Origin of the sequence: Streptomyces actuosus, from assembly GCF_016921115.1 — a bacterium.
GTDB lineage: Bacteria > Actinomycetota > Actinomycetes > Streptomycetales > Streptomycetaceae > Streptomyces > Streptomyces actuosus_A.
The window spans coordinates 1-15,419 of record NZ_JAFFZS010000007.1 but is presented as its reverse complement, the minus strand read 5'-3'; the positions used below and the strand labels follow the sequence as shown (position 1 = coordinate 15,419).

Genomic DNA, 15,419 nt, shown 5'->3' with positions numbered 1-15,419 from the left:
GGCGCCCTACCTGGTGCGCCGCGTCGGCAGGAGCGGCGCGGTGACCAGGTTGGCGCTCGCCTCCCCCGGGGCCAAATCGTCCGGAGCGACGAGGTCCTGGAGGCCGGCGATCTGGCGCTCCAGCCCAGCGAGGTTGTTGCTCTGGTCGATGGTGACGACGCCGTCGACCGTCATGCGCAGCGGCTCGGCGAGGAGCGCGGCGCGGCGCTCGGTGAGGACTTCCGCTGCGACGTCGCGGGCTCGGCCCAAGCGCGCATAGCGGGCGGCGATGTCTTGTTCATCGGTGGCGGGGCCGAGCTGTGCTCGCAGCCAGGCGAGGAGTGTCGGGTCCATCAGTGTTCCTGGATGACCGTGGCCCGCCCCCGCGGATGAAGGCGTGGACGGGCCGGGATGGGTCGGGGCTCACTCGTCGGTCTCGGTGGGCTTCCTGCGTCGCTTGGGCGCCGGCTGCGCCGCCTGGGCCGGGGCGATGACGCCAGCCTCCGGCTCCGGCTCCGGCTCCGGCTCCGGCTCCGGCTCCGGCTCCGGCTCCGGCTCCGGCTCCGGCTCCGAGGCAGCGTCCGCCACGGTCGGCGTCTCTTCCGCGTCGCCGTCCGCGCCGATCGAGTCTGGGGAGGTGGCCTCATCCGGAGAGCGAGGCTCCTCCGACCATGCGGCCGGATTGGGGATGAGCGGGGCGAGCCGCTCGGGAACCTCCTCTCCCGCTTCCAGCCGGATGGGGCCCTGCTCGGGGTCTCGTAGGAATACCGTGCGCGCCAACTTCGCCATGACCAGCTCCCGTTAGAAGACCGTCGCGGCGATGTGGATGTCCGGCACGTACAGCACGGGCATCGCAGCAGCGGCCGAGATCGTGGACAGCTGGACGGGGGTACGCGTCTGCACGTGGGTGGTGATCACGATGCCGGGGGCCTCCTCGGCAGTGATGACTCCCTTGCCGCGCAGCTCGATCGCCTCGGCGGTCAGCCCGTACTGAGTCTCGCCCCACTGTTCGCGGCGCGGCGGGATCATCGCCCACAGCGACTCCGGGGTCGTGCGCACCAGGTTGTCGCTGCTGTCGTACGCCTGCACGTCGTAGGTGGTCACGGGCGGCAGGTTGTACTTGGCGCGGACCCGGTTGACCTCCTCCGGTGCGAGCATCCCGGTCGGGATCTGGTCCTTGGACGGCGAGTTGTGGAACGCGGCCCGGTACTCCGCGGTGGACCCGAGCAGCGACAGCGCCTTCTCCGAGCTGATGACCCGCTCGGGGCGCGGCGCGCCGATACTCTTCAGGTACTGGATCCACGCCAGTTCGTCGGTGATCGGGGTCGCCGCATCCGATTGGGACCACGGCACCGCGACCGTCGGCCGGTTCGCGGCCGGCACCTTCCAGTCGACGTCCAGGGCGACTCCGGGCAGGGACACCACACCGGTGGACAGCATCTGTCCGGCGGCGATCTCCATGGCGGCCTTCGTGGCCTCCACATGCTGTTCGAGGTCGTCGTAGAGCAGGTCGAGGAACTCGCTGGTGTCCTGGCCACGGTCGACGGCGGCCAGGATGATCTGAAGTTCGGAGAAGGGCAGTTCCTGGCCGACCCAGGGCAGCATGCCTTCGTTGATAACCTGCTCGGCACGCCGCCTGGCGAGGGTCGGCGCGGCTTCCCACGCGCGAAACTTCGCCGCGTTGACGCGCCGCTTGCTGCTCTTGGTACGGAACTTGACGTTGTCGATGTTCCGTTCGGCGAACACCTCGCGCGTGAGGAGGTAGTCCTCCGGCGTGGTGATCGCTCGGATGAACGCCTGGATGTCTTCGGGAACGATCGCCTCAAGAAGCTTCTCAAGTGCCATGGGGCTGCCTCCTTACCGGTAGTGGATGAATGCGGTCGTGTTCGCGGCGACGGGGGGCGCGAAGGTGACGGGCAGCTTCGACGCCTGCACCTCGCCACGCCACAGCAGTGCGCCCGCGGTCTTCGTAGAGCCGGGGGTGAACGCGGTCTCGGCGACCAGGAACCCGGCGAGGATCTGCGTGCCGTCACTGGCTGCCGAGTCGTAGGGCGCGTACAGGCCGGACGCGGTGATCTTGCCCAGCGGGATCCCGGACTTGATGATGTGGCGGGGCTGGTTCTGCGTGCCCGCCGTGTAGTGGGTGCCTACCGTCAGCTTGCTGGTGTCGATGGGGATCGTCTGGGCTTCGTGGACCCCGTCCAGTGAAGCGAGCCATGTCCGGTCGTCGGTGACCGTCGTGACAGTGGTGAGCACCTGGTAGTCGCTCACGATGTCTCCCTCGTGGGTGCGGATCGGATTCCTCCCGCACCCGGCGCAAGTTGCAAGGGGCGGTGTCCACGAAATGACGACGGCCGAGCCGCGCCAGGGCGTGGTCCCTGATCAGCCCGACCGGCTTCCGGAAGGGCGTCCACGGTTTGAGGGGCGTGGTCCCACGGCCATGTCTCGTGGACAGGGTCAGTTGCTGATGAGCCCTCGCCGCCGGGCCATTTCGAGCCCCGCCGCTCCGCGCCGGGGTGGAATGCCTCCGCGCGTCGGCGGGCCGCCGGCGGGAGATCCGCCCGGAGCAGGCGGCACGGTTCCCCGGACAGGGCCGAACAACTCGGGCCGTCGCTCCTTTAGTTGCTCAGCGGCAGCGGCGACAGCCGCCTCGTCCGCGTCGGGCTGATCGTGCAGGGCACGGTCGATCAAGAGGACCGCGTCATCAAGGTCGTCCTCCGTCGCGCCGAGTCCGCCGAGGGCAGCACGGCGGATGGCAGCGCGCTCCTTGGCCAAGGCCTGCGCCTCACGCGTCTCGGCTGACCTCAGCTTCTCCTCAGCGGCCTGCTCACGGCGTTCGATCTCGGTCAGCGCAGCCTGCTCGGCGTCGCGCTTCGCGGTGATGAACTCGGTCAGCGCCTCGAAGCTGTCGAAGCCGAGGTCGCCGAGCAGCTTCTTCACAGCCGCCCGGCCGCCCTGGGTCTTCTCGCGAGCCAGCAGCCGCGAGAGATCTTCCTGCGTGACACCGCCGTTCGGGGCACCGTCCTCGTCACCGGGCTTGTTGGAGTCGTCTTCGGACGAGGCTCCGAGGATCGGATAGATCGGCCGCCCGTCACGGCGGTGCCCGACCGGTCCGAGCGGATTGGGGAGTGAGGGGCGCGTCATGCGTTAACCATCCACAGGTCTCCAGCGCCCCCGCGCCGGTGATCAGCTTAGCCGTTCTCGAACGCTGACTGACTCGGTGATCGGATTGGACGGTGACGTGATAGGGGCTGGAGAATGCGGCCCATGCCATCTACGGATTTCGCCCTGCTCGCGTTGGCTGCGGCTGAGCACTCGAAGGGCGTGTCCTGGGTGGATATTGCCCTCAAGACGGTCCCGATTGCCGCCCTCACCACGGCTATCCTCGGGCCCGCCTCGGCTGTGCTTGTCTCGCAGCGGCAAGAACGCGGGAAGCGCCGGGCCGCCGACTTGGACCGGCTCCAGTTGGCCGTGCTGACCTTCCGGTCGCACCTCGTGCACCACCAGTCTCGGGCGGCGGTTCGCCAACGCTACGACGTGGACTTCCTGCCCGATCTCGTGATCGAGAACTTCGTCGAGGAAATCGTCAACAGTTCGCTCAGCCAGCCGGGACGTCGACAGAAGGCTGTCCGGGCCGCACTGGTGCGGATCGCCGGCGATATGCGTGTGCGCATGGCCGAGGACATCGGGCTGGCGACCTCGAGGCTCAAGGACTCGACCGAGCGTGACGACCAGATCAAGCGGCAGGACGCGCGGGCGGGTTGGCATCAGCAGAACTATGTGGTGACGGGGCTGGTCGACACGTCGGGAGTGCTGGACAAGCTCAGCCAGAGCCCACACCTCCGCGAGCTGCACGAGGCCGCGTTGCGAGAGGTTGACGGACTGCTGAAGGCGGTCCGCATCAAGCGTCTGGGCTTGAAGGGGAGGCGCCCCCTTCCGGATGCCGCCTCCCTTCCCGACCCCCAGTACGTCAGGTCCAACTCGTGATCCACGCCTGCTATTTCGCCTGATCAGACGGCAGTATCTCCGGTATCGGTGTGGTCGGAATCTCCGACTCGGCATCGGGCAGCCCGAGGTATTTGCGGACTGCGGCGTTGTCACCGGTGGCGTCCGCGAGTCGGGCGGCGGCCTCGAAGGCACGGGCCTGGATGCGTTCGATCTCCGCTTGTGCGTCGTCGATCGGGTATCCGGCGTCGATCAGCATGCGGATGCCGGTCTCCACCGACAGGACGCCGGCACCGACGCCCTTGACTACTTCGTCCAGGACGGCGGCGCGGTCGGTCGGGGTGTGCGGCCCCCACATGAGGCGAGCCGGCAGCGACTCGCCCGCGGGCCATCCCTCGGCCTGACCGGCCTGGTGGAGGCGTTGCACCATGCGCAACAGGACGGCGTACTTGTGGGTTCGGGCCAGGCGCATGGCGGCGACCAGCGAGTCCAGCGGGCCGAGTGCGAGTTGCAGGGCGTAGCCGGACGGCAAAGCGGTCGGGTCGAGCGTTCCGAGGCCGGCGGCAGTGAGGCGGCTGTTCGCGGCGACCCGGTCGAGGATGTGGTCGACGCGGGCGCGCAGCTCGGCGAGCTGGGCGGAGGTGTCCAGGACCTCCATGCGCCCGTTGTCGGTGAGCTGCCAGACGGTCCCGGCCCTGACCTTGACTGGGAGGGGCTGACCGGTGGCGCGGTCGATGGGGAGCCGCGCCCCGGCCAGGCCGATGATCGGTGAGCCGGTGGTGGCTGAGGCTCCGGAGCTGTCGGTGTCGGTGGCGGACAGCTCGTCCAGGGCCTGGAGGACGGTGGCGACGGTGGGCTTGCCCCAGTGCTCTCCGCTGGCCGGGATGGAATTGGCGACGTGGATGAGGGGGATGAAGTCCACCATCAGGTCGAGGCGATCGAGGACTTCGCCGTCTGATCGGGCCCGGTAGGTGGCCTTGTGCATGGGTAGGTCGTAGAGGAAGTCGGTGTACTTGAGGTCGTCCAGCTCCCATTCGGCGTCAGTGAGGTAGCACGTCCACGGGGTCGGTCGACCCGGCGCCCATGGGTAGGTGCGCGTGATCACCCCCGTCTCCCCGTTGCGGGTGTCGCCCATGCTCAGGACCGGTTCACCGTCGTCGGCGTAGACGTAGTCACGTACTGCGCTGCCGTTCTTCGTGGTGTCGCGTCGAGTGGCGGGAGCGATCGGCCCGAGTTCGTAGGTGATGCGGCGGAGTCTGGCTTTCAGGCCGCGCCGCTTGTCCTCCGGCAGCTCCCAGGCCAGATGCACGCGCATGGGGAATTCAGCGCCATCCTGCTCGCCGTCCTCCGGCCACTCCGGGAAGTACAGTCCCGGATCCCACGTGCGCAGCAGGACGCGGCCCTTCGCCGGATCCCAGGCGAGGCTGTAGACCGCGTCGCCCAGCAGGATTGCGGTCCGCTCTGCCTGCTGGATACGCAGCGGCAGCAGCTCCTTCTCAGCCCATGCCCTCAGCCTGTCCTGAACGGCCAGGGCCAGGGCGGCCTCCTCCGTCGGCTCATCGTCGGTGTGCTCCGCGCCCGCGACCGTGATGGTCTGTTCGGAGCCGAGGAGGTAGCCGAGCGCGGTGTCGACCAGCTTCGAGGCGTCGCCGAGTTCGCGCCGCTCGGTTCCGGCTTCATCGTCCCCGGTGATCGCGGCGACCTGGCCGGCCTGGTTGGAGTCGTACGCGGCCAGCAGCCGGTAGGCGGACAGGCGCCGCAAGTCCTCGTCGGGAACCCAGGATGAGGTCAGCTCCCCCCAGGCGTTACGACCCGGTCGGCGCGGGTCGGCCATGACCGGCTTGTAGTCCAGCCAGCTCCAGACGTCAGTGATCAGCTCGCGCAGGCCCACGGTGCCCCTCCAGGCAGTCGGCCCCGCGCCGTAGCCAACACCCTACGTGCCTGCTACTCCGCCTCCAGCCCGTCCATAACGAAACGATAAATCTCAGCAGGGAGCCCCGCGACCTTTCATGCTCATTTCTGCACTTGAGCACTGGTGAAGCTACCCCGATCGATCGAATGACGGGGAGAAGTCACCCTCTCCAGTCAGGGTGACTCCGGTAGCCTTCATGGCATGGGAGGTGGGGCGTGACCACGGACGAGCTGAAGTTGGGCGAGGTAGTGACGCGGCGCGATCTGCACACGCGCTTCGGCGGTACCCCCCAAGGCGGCATCTCACCATCGACGCGTTCTCAGATGGTGATGGCCTTCGTCACCGAGCGACCTAACCCCGACGACTTCACGGGGTGGGGGGACGACGGAGTTTTCCACCTTTCAGGCGCTGGCATGCACGGCGACCAGGAGATGACGCGAGGAAACCTCGCACTGCTGCGCCACAAGGAACAGGGGCGCGCGGTGCACTTGTTCCACCAGCTTCGGAGACACTCAGACGAACCAGCTCGGCTCTACCGCCATCTAGGGCGCTTCGAGGTCGACTCTGAACAGCCTTACTACGTCGCGGACGCCCCAGATGCTAACGGCGATATGCGGACCGTGATCGTCTTCCGGCTGCGGCCGGTCGGAGCCACTGTCCCCGAGGGACCGCGCCTGCCGGTCACTCCGCTGACCGAAACACGCATCACCAGGGCGCCGGACTTCAGGCTGGCCAGTGTGCGCCGACAGCCCCAGGAAACCGCGGGAGACATCGTCAAACGCTTGACTTCGGACTACGGCAGCCACCTGAACGGTCTTGGGCACGAGGTCGTCACCGCACAGGTGCGCGTGAAGGGCGAAACCTCCGTTGCCCGTGTCGATCTTCTGGATGTCACCGAGAACAGACTGATCGAGGTGAAACACAGCGCCGCCCGGCAAGCAGTCCGGACGGCGATCGGCGCCCTCATGGATTACCGCCGCTTCTTCCACCCGACTCCCACCCTCACGCTGCTCGTACCTGCGGCGCCGAGAGAGGACCTGCTCGACCTCTGCGCGTCCCTGTGTATCGAGGTCGTATGGCCGAACCCTGAAGGAGGCTTCACGTCGACCCATGACTAACGGCTGAGGCAGTACGCGCACTGCAATGCGCCGCCGCCCCAGCCGCCGTCTGGTTACCACAGGGGTCCTAGTCGCTGTGAGTAACCGTCTGCCCTTGTCCAGCAAAGAACAGGAGCTACTCCATTATGTGCGAAAACAACGCCGTGCCCGAAGTCAGCAACGGCCACGACGCCACTGCGGCCCGAATCTACGGGCTCGCCCTGGTGGCCGGCGTGCTGCTGATCATCTTCGGGGACACCAGCCCGGTCGAAGCGTCGGGATTCGTCTCCCCGTTCCTGGTCATGTTCGAGCAGCGGCGGTAGCTAGCCGGTGGCGGTCGCTCCAGTGGTGCGACCGCCACCGTGCCCGAGGCAGATCACGCCGTCGGTTCCACGCATTACGGCCTCATTCCGGCCGCCTCCGCCACGGCCTCGTCGTAGCCAGGCGTGCCCGGGGCCGGAATCGAGGAATAAGCGGCGAGGAAGCCGCCCCGGTCGCCTGCGCTCTGCTCGTGCTCACCGAGCTAACCCATCGGTCGGCGCACTCCTTCTCGCTCGGACTGGAGTAGGCGGGCGGTGCGCCTTGGGCGATCTTCTGCCGTTGCAGGGCCAGTCCTTCGCTGCGCCCGAGCCGGTACGTCTCCCGTACGCGGTCGAGGTGGGCGGCGCGCCGCACCTCGCTCGTCGGCTTCCCCGCTCCGGCCGAACAGCCCATGAGGCACATCGTTGCGAGGGCGGCTGTGCACAGGGCTGTGGACCAACTCCCCCTGACCCTTATGATCGTGACGCTAGCAGCGGCCCGAGGCTCCAGACTGGGCTGGGCCGTTTCCTCTTGGGGCCGTTTCCGGCACCGGTGGGGGCGCGGGTCAACGGCGGCCGTCAAAGCGGTCATCGTCAATGTCCGTGGGCAGGGTGTCGAGTTGATCGGGGTCAGCCAATTCGGTCAAACCGTGCACGGCTGCGTCCATACGGTCCGGGGAGCCCATTCCTTCGACCCAGGTGACCATCTGGTCCTCCAGCTCGGTGTACTCGCCGACGTGACGGACGAGCTGCTGTTCGTAGAGCTGGGCCACGGGTGCTGCGCGCAGGCGCTTTCCGACCTTGGCGGTGACTTCCAGGATCATGGGCATGAGCAGGCCCTTGGTGACGCCCTCGCGGCGTAGCTGGTCCCATGCCTGGGTGACGATCTGCCTCGCCATGTCTCCGCCGTAGTTCTTCTCCACCACGATGGCGTCTGCCTTGAGTTCGAGGGCCAGTCGGCAGGCGGCAAGGCCCCAGTCGTTGGCGCCCATGGAGCCGGATCGGTCGGCGAGGACATAGAGCTGCCGGTCGAAGTCCCGGCCGACTCCGATCACGCCGGTTTCGTCGCCGACGGTGGACTCTCCGCCGGCGGGGTCGACAGCCACGACGATGCGCGCCATGTCGAGGCCGGAGAACTGGACGGCGTTGATCCTCGCGGTGTCGATCCACTCGCGCTTCCAGACGCCTCCTTCTGGCGGCCTCGGCTTCTGCATGTAGAGGGCGCCCCAGACTCGTTCGCCGACGCGCTTGCGGGTTCGGGCGTGGTGGGCGGCGTCGAATCGCTGGGGCCACAGCGGCTCGCCGGGTGCCCGGCCGAGCGGGTCATCGGGGCTGTCGGCAAGGGCTGGGAGGTCGATGACACGCCACGCGTCTCGCTCGGTGGCGAGGATGCGCCCGGCCAGATCGTCCTCGTGCCAGCGCGTCTGGATCAGGCAGATGGCTCCGGTCGGTTCGAGTCGGGTCTGTATTACGGAGGTCCACCAGTCCCAGGCGCGTTTGCGCATCGTCGGCGAGTCCGCGTCGGCCATGTCCTTGACCGGGTCGTCCACGATGGCGATGTGAGCACCGCGTCCGGTAAGGCCGCCTCCGATGCCCGCAGCGAGAAGCCCGCCTTCGCCGCCGACGATGTCGAAGCGGTTGGCGGCCTTGCTACCGGGCGCGAGCTGGATGCCGAGGTCGTCGCCCCAGGTGTAGATGGCGTCCCTGATCCACCGGCCGTGGTCGTCGGCCAGGTCGGCGGAGTAGCTGGCGATCATCATGCGATGGCCGGGGTTGCGCCGCAGGTACCAGAGCGGAGCCCAGCGCGAGGCGCGTCGGCTCTTGCCGTGCCGTGGGGGCATCGTGAGCATGACCCGGTCGCACCGGCCCTCGGCCATGTCGATGAACGCGCGGTCGATCAGGTCCAGGTGCGGTGCCTGCATCTCTCGCCCTCCGGTGAGGACGGCGGCGAGGGCGCCTGGCGAGCGGTCCATGGCCAACTGACGCTCCGCGCGTGCCAGCTCGGCCCGCAGCGTCGGGGAGGCGGACCGGGCGATGGCACGGCGTTGGGCTGGCGGCAGCGTCTTGTAGTGGGCGATGACGCTCTCGTTGTCCCGGGGCCTCATTCGGCGTCCGGGTCGGTCAGCGCGATCAGCGCGTCGAGTTCGTCAGCGGTGACGTTCTCGATCTGCACCGGCCCCCCGTCAGGGCCGGACAGCTCCGTCCTGACGGGCATGTCGAGGCCGAGCAGCCGGGCGCGCCGCTCCATGATCCGCAGGGTTCGGTCGATGGCCGCGAGGTCCTGGTCCCGGACCGCCTTCTTGTACGCCACGAAGAACAGCCGGTCGAGGCGGTCGGCCTCAAGTGCGCGCAGCTCGTCAACGTCGTCGTTCAGCTCGGCGCGGCGGTCGGCGAGTGCGGCACGGACGTCACGGCAGGCGGCGTGGATCAGGGCCTCGTCGGTGGGCGGGTCCTGGTTCTTGCGGTACCGCTCGATGCCGTAGCCCTGGGGGTAGGCGATGCCATCGGAGTTGGCGGTTGGGTCGGCGGCGAGCTTGCGGGCGATCGTGAGCCAGTCCACGCCGGCGAGTCGTAGGTCGATGGCGTCCGAGCGGCGGCGCGCGATGGCCGCACGCGCAGCTTTGTCGGGGCGTCCCACGGCGGGGGTCCTCCACAGCTCGGGTGCGCCCCCGCGCCCGCCACCATGATCGCACTGTGCGCTTGCCTTCTTCGCCCAGCGACCGGACTCAAGAATCGAACACTCGTTGTGCGTGCGCTACGACGCCCCCAGTTCGGCTGCACACCCCGCAAGCCCCATGCTGTTGACTTGCTGAGCAAAACCGGCACCTCACTACACCTGTCACAGCAAGTCGTTTCAGAGATCCTGCGCAGAGTGACGGGAGTCCGGGAGGTCGAGCTCCCGTCGCCTGCGCTCCAGCATCTCGCCTCCGCAGGCGCGGTTGTCGGGGAACACCAAGTTTTACAGCCAATGGCTCCAGTACCATCGGCTTTGGGTGGGGGCCCAGTCGTGTACGACAGACTGAGTGTGCGGTGAGGCATCCCCCGAATCTGGGGTGCTCGGCTGGATCTCTGGGACGACTGCACTCCGAGGAACGCTCGTAACGGGGAAGCAGGGCTGGATCCACCAATGACGTACGACATCGCGGCCCCTGAGCCCGCGGGAATGGTGGCTTCGCTCAGCTCCCTGGGGTACTCGCTGCCGGCGGCCATCGCCGACCTCGTGGACAACAGCATCTCGGTTGAAGCCCGGAACATCGACGTCGAGTTCGCCTGGGCAGGACGGGACTCATGGATCGCGGTGGTCGACGACGGATGGGGTATGACCGCTGAGGAGCTCGTCACGGCCATGACCGTGGCTGCTCGGGGGCCCGCGACGTCGCGCTCCTCCACGGATCTGGGCCGCTTCGGCGTCGGACTGAAGTCGGCCTCGTTCTCGCAGTCGAGGCAGCTCACCGTGGCCACAGCCAAGGCCCGTGGGGCATGGCACACACGGACCTGGGACCTCGATGTTGTCGAGGAGACCGGCGAGTGGCGCCTGCTCCATGGAGCCGACGACGCCACGACAGCCGTGCTGGACAGGGTCCGGACTGCAGTCGGCCACGGCACGATCGTTCTCTGGCGGCGGCTCAACGGCTACCACGGCGGTGATGTCAGCGAGGACGACGAGCGCACACAGAAGCAGTTCTACGCCGAGGCGGCCCGCACGGAGTCGCACCTCGGAATGGTCTTCGCGCGCTTCCTCACGGGGAGCCGACGCCGGAACCTGCGAGTTTCCGGGACTCCGGTGGAACCCTGGGATCCGTTCATGGGCAACCACCCCTCGATCCAGCGGCTCCCCATGGAGGAACTGCCTCTCGGTGGCAGTTCGGTACGAGTCGAGGCGTTCATCCTCCCCAGCGCCCACCGGCTCACGCCGGAGGAGTACGGCAGGGCCGCAGGACCGCAGGGGTGGCTCGACCAACAGGGCTTCTACGTCTACCGCCGGAACCGCCTGATCCTGGCGGGCGACTGGCTGGGGCAGCGAGGTATGCGCCGCGAGGAGAAGTACAACCTGGCCCGCATCGCCGTCGACATCCCGGCGGAGACGGACGCCGAGTGGGGCGTCGACGTGAGGAAGTCGAGCGTCGTTCCGCCCGTCGGTCTGCGTCCGCACCTCCACCGGATCGCGCGGCGGGCTCGGGCGAAGGCCGCAGACGTGCTGCGGCACCGCGGACAGGTCGCTGCGCGTACCCACGGTGATCCTCTGTCCTACGCGTGGAACGTGCGCCGACCGGACGGCAGGGTCACCTGCAAGATCAACCGCAGCCACCCACTGGTCCAGGCTGCTCTGAGACCTGGCGGCAACAGCACTGCAGACGTACGGGCATTGATCCGGCTCTTGGAGGAGACAGTGCCTGTGGCTGCCCTCCGCGTGATGCACGAAACGGACACCAGCGACGACCCGGAACCATTCGGTGGACCCGGGCCCGCCGACGAGGCGGCGACGGAGGTCGCCCAGCGAATCTACGAGTCGCTCGTCTCGGGAGGTCGCTCGCCCGCAGCCGCGCGCGAGAGGTTGCGGACCATGCCTCCCTTCGACCAACTACAGGGATTCTGGAGCGGATGAGCCCGGAGCCGTTGTCGGTGCTCGCCCCTACCCTGCTCGATACCGTCTACGTCCCGCTGGAGGTCCCACGTGAGCGCCGTTCCCGACGACCCCATGGCCAAGGCCAAGCGCCTGGTTCTCGGGTTTCTGCCGCAGGACCGTCAGCCGAAGACAGAGGAGGTACAGAACGCGGTCAACGCCATCTTCGGAATGCTGGCCGCACAGGGAGAATCCCTGGACCGGGACCAGCTGGCCAAGGAGATCGAGGCCATGACTGCCGTTTTCCAGGAGCGATCCTCGGGCCTCACGGACTCCAAGGGCCACGAGCCGTGGCTGCCGGAGGCGAAGAACGACCGGGACTGGGACTTCTGGGAGCGGTACCGGCGCTACCTCGAGGACGTGGTGAGCCTTCCGCCGTGGGTCGTGAGGCGGCTGGACCAGAGCTCCGACGAGGTGTTGAGCCAGCTGGAGGATCCACGCCGCCCCGGTTCCTGGAGCCGCAAGGGGCTCGTGATCGGTCAGGTGCAGTCGGGCAAGACCGGCCAGTACATCGGGCTCGCAGCCAAGGCCGTTGATGCCGGCTACCGGCTCATCGTGGTGCTCGCCGGCATCCACGACGACCTCCGCAGCCAGACACAGCTACGGGTCGACGAGGGACTCCTGGGTTTCGACACCCAGCACTACAGGCGGTCCAACGAGGTCGGCAAGTCCCGACTCATCGGCGCGGGCCGGATGCCGGGAGCGAAAAAGCTCGACATCGCCTCGCCGACGAACAGCACCGCGAAGGGAGATTTCGGCAAGAAGACGGCTTCCCACACCAACTTCCCTCTCGGGAGTTTCCCCGTCGTGCTCGTCGTCAAGAAGCACTGGAAGCTTCTCGAGTACGTGCGTAACTGGGTGATCGACGTTCACGGGACCGAGGACGAGAACGGCAAGAAGGTCGTTAAGGATCTTCCCTTGCTCGTCATCGACGACGAGGCCGACAACGCCTCGATCGACACGACCAAGGACGACGACGCGGACCCGACGAAGACCAACGCCGCGATACGTGACCTCGTCAACGCGTTCGACCAGTCCGCGTACGTGGGATACACGGCCACACCGTTCGCCAACATCTACATCAACCCGGAGGCGAACAACGAGAAGGTCGGGGAGGATCTCTTTCCGGCAAGCTTCATCCGCAGCCTTCCTTCACCCTCCAACTACCTTGGCCCCGAGCGGGTCTTCGGCCTCCAGGTCGACGACGATGACGAGGAGGACACGCCGCCTCTGCCGTTGGTGCGTCACGTGAAGGACGCCGAGATCTGGCTGCCCGCCAAGCACAAGTCGGGCCATGTTCCCGGCGCCGAGCTGCCTGCGTCCCTGCGCGAGGCCATCTCCTCGTTCGTGCTCGCCTGCGCGGCTCGGCGGGCCAGGGGGCAGACGAAGGTGCACAACTCGATGCTGGTGCACGTCACCCGTTTCACCTCGGTGCAGGGGCTGGTGCGGGACCAGGTTGACGACCATCTGCGGCTCCTCGTCGACACGCTCCGGGACCGGTACGGGAAGGGCCCCGCGCTCCGCGAGGAACTCCGGGGGCTCTGGGAGCGGGAATTCGTCCCCACCACGGAACAGTTCCCGATCGACGAGGCCGAGCGCCTCTCGTGGGATCAGGTTTCGGCGGAACTCATGGACGCCATCCGGAAGATCCAGGTCAAAGCGGTGAACGGCACGTCCAAGGACGCGCTTGACTACTATTTGAGCCGCAAGGATGGACTCTCCGTGATCGCTGTCGGAGGGCAGAAACTCTCCCGCGGCCTCACTTTGGAAGGTCTGACGGTCAGCTACTACCTGCGCTGGTCGAAGTCATACGACGCGCTCCTCCAGATGGGGCGTTGGTTCGGGTACCGGCCAAAGCACGAGGACCTGTGCCGTCTGTACACGACCCCCGAGCTTCAGGACGCCTACGTGGAGGTCACGGCCGCCACCGACGAACTGCGCCGGGAAGTAGAGGAGATGGCCACGCTCGGCCTCGAACCGACGGCGTTCGGACTGAAGGTGCGGTCCTCGTCACTGGGCCTGACAGTGACGGCGCCCAACAAGATGCGCAAGGGCAAGAAGATCCTTCTCAGCTACTCTGGCGAAGGGCCGGAAACAGTGATCTTCAAGCTCGACGATCGGACCGTCGCTCACAACTTCAGGCTCCTTGAGGGCTTCGTCCGACGACTCGACAGCGCGGAGGGTCTCAAGGCGACGCCCAAGGGCGGCAACGTGCAGTGGGAGGGTGTCTCTCCCGGACTGGTCTCCGAGTTTCTCTCCGACTACGAGACCGACCCCATGGCGCAGCGGGTCCGGCCGAGGCTCATTGCCAAGTACATCGACCAGTGCGCGAAGGTGGGAGAACTGGTCGACTGGACGGTCGTTCTGGTCAGCAGCATGACGTCCAAGTGGCCGCAGGAGATCGCCGGACACACCGTCGGTGCTGTGAAGCGAGCCGCGCTCAAGGACGACTTCGAGAGCGAGGGCAGGTACACGATCCGCCGGGTCATCAGCCCTCAGGACGAGCTGATCGGTCTCGACCCGATCCAGGAGGAGAGGGCACGCGAAGCCGCGCGAAAGGCTGCGGAGGAGGCGGAGAAGGCGGCGCCCCCGCAGAACCCATCGGGCACGTACATCCGGAGGCAGCGCCGCCCCGACCAGGGCCTGCTGCTGATCTACCCCGTCATGCCCGTCAACAAGGACGGCGTCGGGGTGTCGACCACACCTCTCGTGGGCTTCCAGGTGAGCCTCCCTCACTCGAAGCACCAGTCCAAGACCGAGTACGTCGCCAACACCGTCTGGCTCCAAGACGACATCTACTCGATCGTCGAGGAGGACGAGGCGTGACCGTCACGGAGGACGCATGGCACGAACTGGAGAGCCCCCAGGATGCACCGGGGCGTTCCAGCCTCCGTCTGTACCCGGAGTCCCCGCTCGACATCTTCCTCTCCGTCTCCCACCCAGGCCGGCAGCGCATGCTGGTCCTCCGAGCGGACGCCCGCTCCGCCGACCCGATCGTGCGGTCGGTGGGTCGCCTCCCCAAGGCGGCCGGGATCGAGATGAACCTGAGCGCGGTGTCCCGGGTCGAGTACGAGCTCCAGGTGATCCTCACCGCGGACGAACTCCGTGAAGTCTTCAACCCTCTTGTCAGCGACGTCGCCGACACGGTGAGGGCCGCTCCGGCCGCCGCCGATGCTCTGGCGGCGGCGGTGGACAGGTTTGGGAGATGGCAGGACCTCCTCCGTGCCGTCAGCAGGGACGGGCTGAGCGCCGAGGCACGCCGAGGGCTCTACGGCGAACTCCTGGTACTCGGCGACGTCCTCCTGGCTTCGCTGGCCCAGACCTCGGCCGTGGAAGCATGGACCGGTCCCATGGGAACCAACCAGGACTTCCAGCTCCCCGCGGTTGCGATCGAGACCAAGGCCAGCGTCGCGAAGCGCCCACGGAGTATCCGGATTGAGGTTCCCCCTGTCGGCCGGACAGCTTGATACTGGGACGGATGGTCCCGGAGGAAGCAGTCACAGGTAGTGAGTAGCAAGAGCAACATGGGTAAGCGGTACACGGCCGAGTTCAAGCGGGACGCG

At 67.5% G+C, this 15,419-nt stretch carries 14 protein-coding genes; 6 read left to right on the top strand and 8 right to left on the bottom strand.

The window, feature by feature from the left end:
* Window positions 1-6: 6 nt before the first annotated feature.
* The 5 genes from JS756_RS11320 to JS756_RS11300 all read right to left on the bottom strand — a co-directional run bounded on the left by JS756_RS11320 (window position 7) and on the right by JS756_RS11300 (window position 3,123).
* Window positions 7-333, bottom strand: coding sequence for a hypothetical protein (locus JS756_RS11320; RefSeq protein WP_205382914.1), 327 nt, complete (start codon window positions 331-333; stop codon window positions 7-9).
* A 69-nt stretch (window positions 334-402) separates the two neighbouring features.
* A complete protein-coding gene (locus JS756_RS11315) occupies window positions 403-768 on the bottom strand; it encodes a hypothetical protein (RefSeq protein WP_205382913.1) in 366 nt (121 codons plus the stop codon).
* 12 nt (window positions 769-780) lie between these two features.
* On the bottom strand, window positions 781-1,824 hold the full coding sequence (locus JS756_RS11310) for a major capsid protein (RefSeq protein WP_205382912.1): 1,044 nt from the start codon (window positions 1,822-1,824) through the stop codon (window positions 781-783).
* A 12-nt stretch (window positions 1,825-1,836) separates the two neighbouring features.
* Window positions 1,837-2,250: a head decoration protein gene (locus JS756_RS11305; RefSeq protein WP_307790514.1), complete on the bottom strand. Its 414-nt coding sequence runs from the start codon at window positions 2,248-2,250 to the stop codon at window positions 1,837-1,839.
* 186 nt (window positions 2,251-2,436) lie between these two features.
* Window positions 2,437-3,123 (bottom strand): hypothetical protein, encoded by a 687-nt coding sequence (locus JS756_RS11300; protein WP_205382911.1) that lies wholly within the window; start codon window positions 3,121-3,123, stop codon window positions 2,437-2,439.
* A 123-nt stretch (window positions 3,124-3,246) separates the two neighbouring features.
* Between JS756_RS11300 and JS756_RS11295 the strand changes: the two genes are divergently transcribed.
* Window positions 3,247-3,966, top strand: a complete 720-nt coding sequence (locus JS756_RS11295; protein ID WP_205382910.1) for a hypothetical protein — start codon at window positions 3,247-3,249, stop codon at window positions 3,964-3,966.
* 10 nt (window positions 3,967-3,976) lie between these two features.
* Here JS756_RS11295 and JS756_RS11290 read toward each other — a convergent pair whose 3' ends face one another.
* Window positions 3,977-5,815: a hypothetical protein gene (locus JS756_RS11290; protein WP_205382909.1), complete on the bottom strand. Its 1,839-nt coding sequence runs from the start codon at window positions 5,813-5,815 to the stop codon at window positions 3,977-3,979.
* Between the two features lie 236 nt (window positions 5,816-6,051).
* Here JS756_RS11290 and JS756_RS11285 point away from each other — a divergent pair, with 236 nt between their 5' ends.
* Together JS756_RS11285 and JS756_RS11280 are read left to right on the top strand one after the other, a co-directional pair.
* Entirely contained in the window at window positions 6,052-6,954 is a 903-nt protein-coding gene (locus tag JS756_RS11285) for an SRA domain-containing endonuclease (RefSeq protein ID WP_205382908.1), read from the top strand.
* A gap of 125 nt (window positions 6,955-7,079) precedes the next feature.
* Window positions 7,080-7,256 (top strand): hypothetical protein, encoded by a 177-nt coding sequence (locus tag JS756_RS11280; RefSeq protein WP_205382907.1) that lies wholly within the window; start codon window positions 7,080-7,082, stop codon window positions 7,254-7,256.
* Window positions 7,257-7,798: 542 nt separating this feature from the next.
* Here the strand turns inward: JS756_RS11280 and JS756_RS11275 are convergent.
* Window positions 7,799-9,337: a terminase large subunit domain-containing protein gene (locus JS756_RS11275; RefSeq protein WP_205382906.1), complete on the bottom strand. Its 1,539-nt coding sequence runs from the start codon at window positions 9,335-9,337 to the stop codon at window positions 7,799-7,801.
* Window positions 9,334-9,870 (bottom strand): hypothetical protein, encoded by a 537-nt coding sequence (locus JS756_RS11270; RefSeq protein WP_205382905.1) that lies wholly within the window; start codon window positions 9,868-9,870, stop codon window positions 9,334-9,336. The genes JS756_RS11275 and JS756_RS11270 overlap by 4 nt, the downstream gene beginning before the upstream one ends.
* 489 nt (window positions 9,871-10,359) lie before the next feature.
* Here JS756_RS11270 and JS756_RS11265 point away from each other — a divergent pair, with 489 nt between their 5' ends.
* From JS756_RS11265 to JS756_RS11255, 3 genes are all read left to right on the top strand, one after another.
* A complete protein-coding gene (locus JS756_RS11265; protein ID WP_205382904.1) occupies window positions 10,360-11,838 on the top strand; it encodes an ATP-binding protein in 1,479 nt (492 codons plus the stop codon).
* Between the two features lie 69 nt (window positions 11,839-11,907).
* Window positions 11,908-14,682 (top strand): Z1 domain-containing protein, encoded by a 2,775-nt coding sequence (locus JS756_RS11260; protein ID WP_205382903.1) that lies wholly within the window; start codon window positions 11,908-11,910, stop codon window positions 14,680-14,682.
* Complete coding sequence (locus JS756_RS11255) at window positions 14,679-15,323, top strand: PD-(D/E)XK motif protein (RefSeq protein WP_307790512.1); 645 nt, start codon at window positions 14,679-14,681, stop codon at window positions 15,321-15,323. The genes JS756_RS11260 and JS756_RS11255 overlap by 4 nt, the downstream gene beginning before the upstream one ends.
* The last annotated feature ends 96 nt before the right edge of the window (window positions 15,324-15,419 follow it).

Bases quoted from the DNA above. Each gene is read 5' to 3' on its own strand.
- JS756_RS11275 (WP_205382906.1), bottom strand. From the start codon at position 9,337: ATGAGGCCCCGGGACAACGAGAGCGTCATCGCCCACTACAAGACGCTG.
- JS756_RS11315 (WP_205382913.1), bottom strand. From the start codon at position 768: ATGGCGAAGTTGGCGCGCACGGTATTCCTACGAGACCCCGAGCAGGGC.
- JS756_RS11320 (WP_205382914.1), bottom strand. From the start codon at position 333: ATGGACCCGACACTCCTCGCCTGGCTGCGAGCACAGCTCGGCCCCGCC.
- JS756_RS11265 (WP_205382904.1), top strand. From the start codon at position 10,360: ATGACGTACGACATCGCGGCCCCTGAGCCCGCGGGAATGGTGGCTTCG.
- JS756_RS11300 (WP_205382911.1), bottom strand. From the start codon at position 3,123: ATGACGCGCCCCTCACTCCCCAATCCGCTCGGACCGGTCGGGCACCGC.
- JS756_RS11295 (WP_205382910.1), top strand. From the start codon at position 3,247: ATGCCATCTACGGATTTCGCCCTGCTCGCGTTGGCTGCGGCTGAGCAC.
- JS756_RS11280 (WP_205382907.1), top strand. From the start codon at position 7,080: ATGTGCGAAAACAACGCCGTGCCCGAAGTCAGCAACGGCCACGACGCC.
- JS756_RS11310 (WP_205382912.1), bottom strand. From the start codon at position 1,824: ATGGCACTTGAGAAGCTTCTTGAGGCGATCGTTCCCGAAGACATCCAG.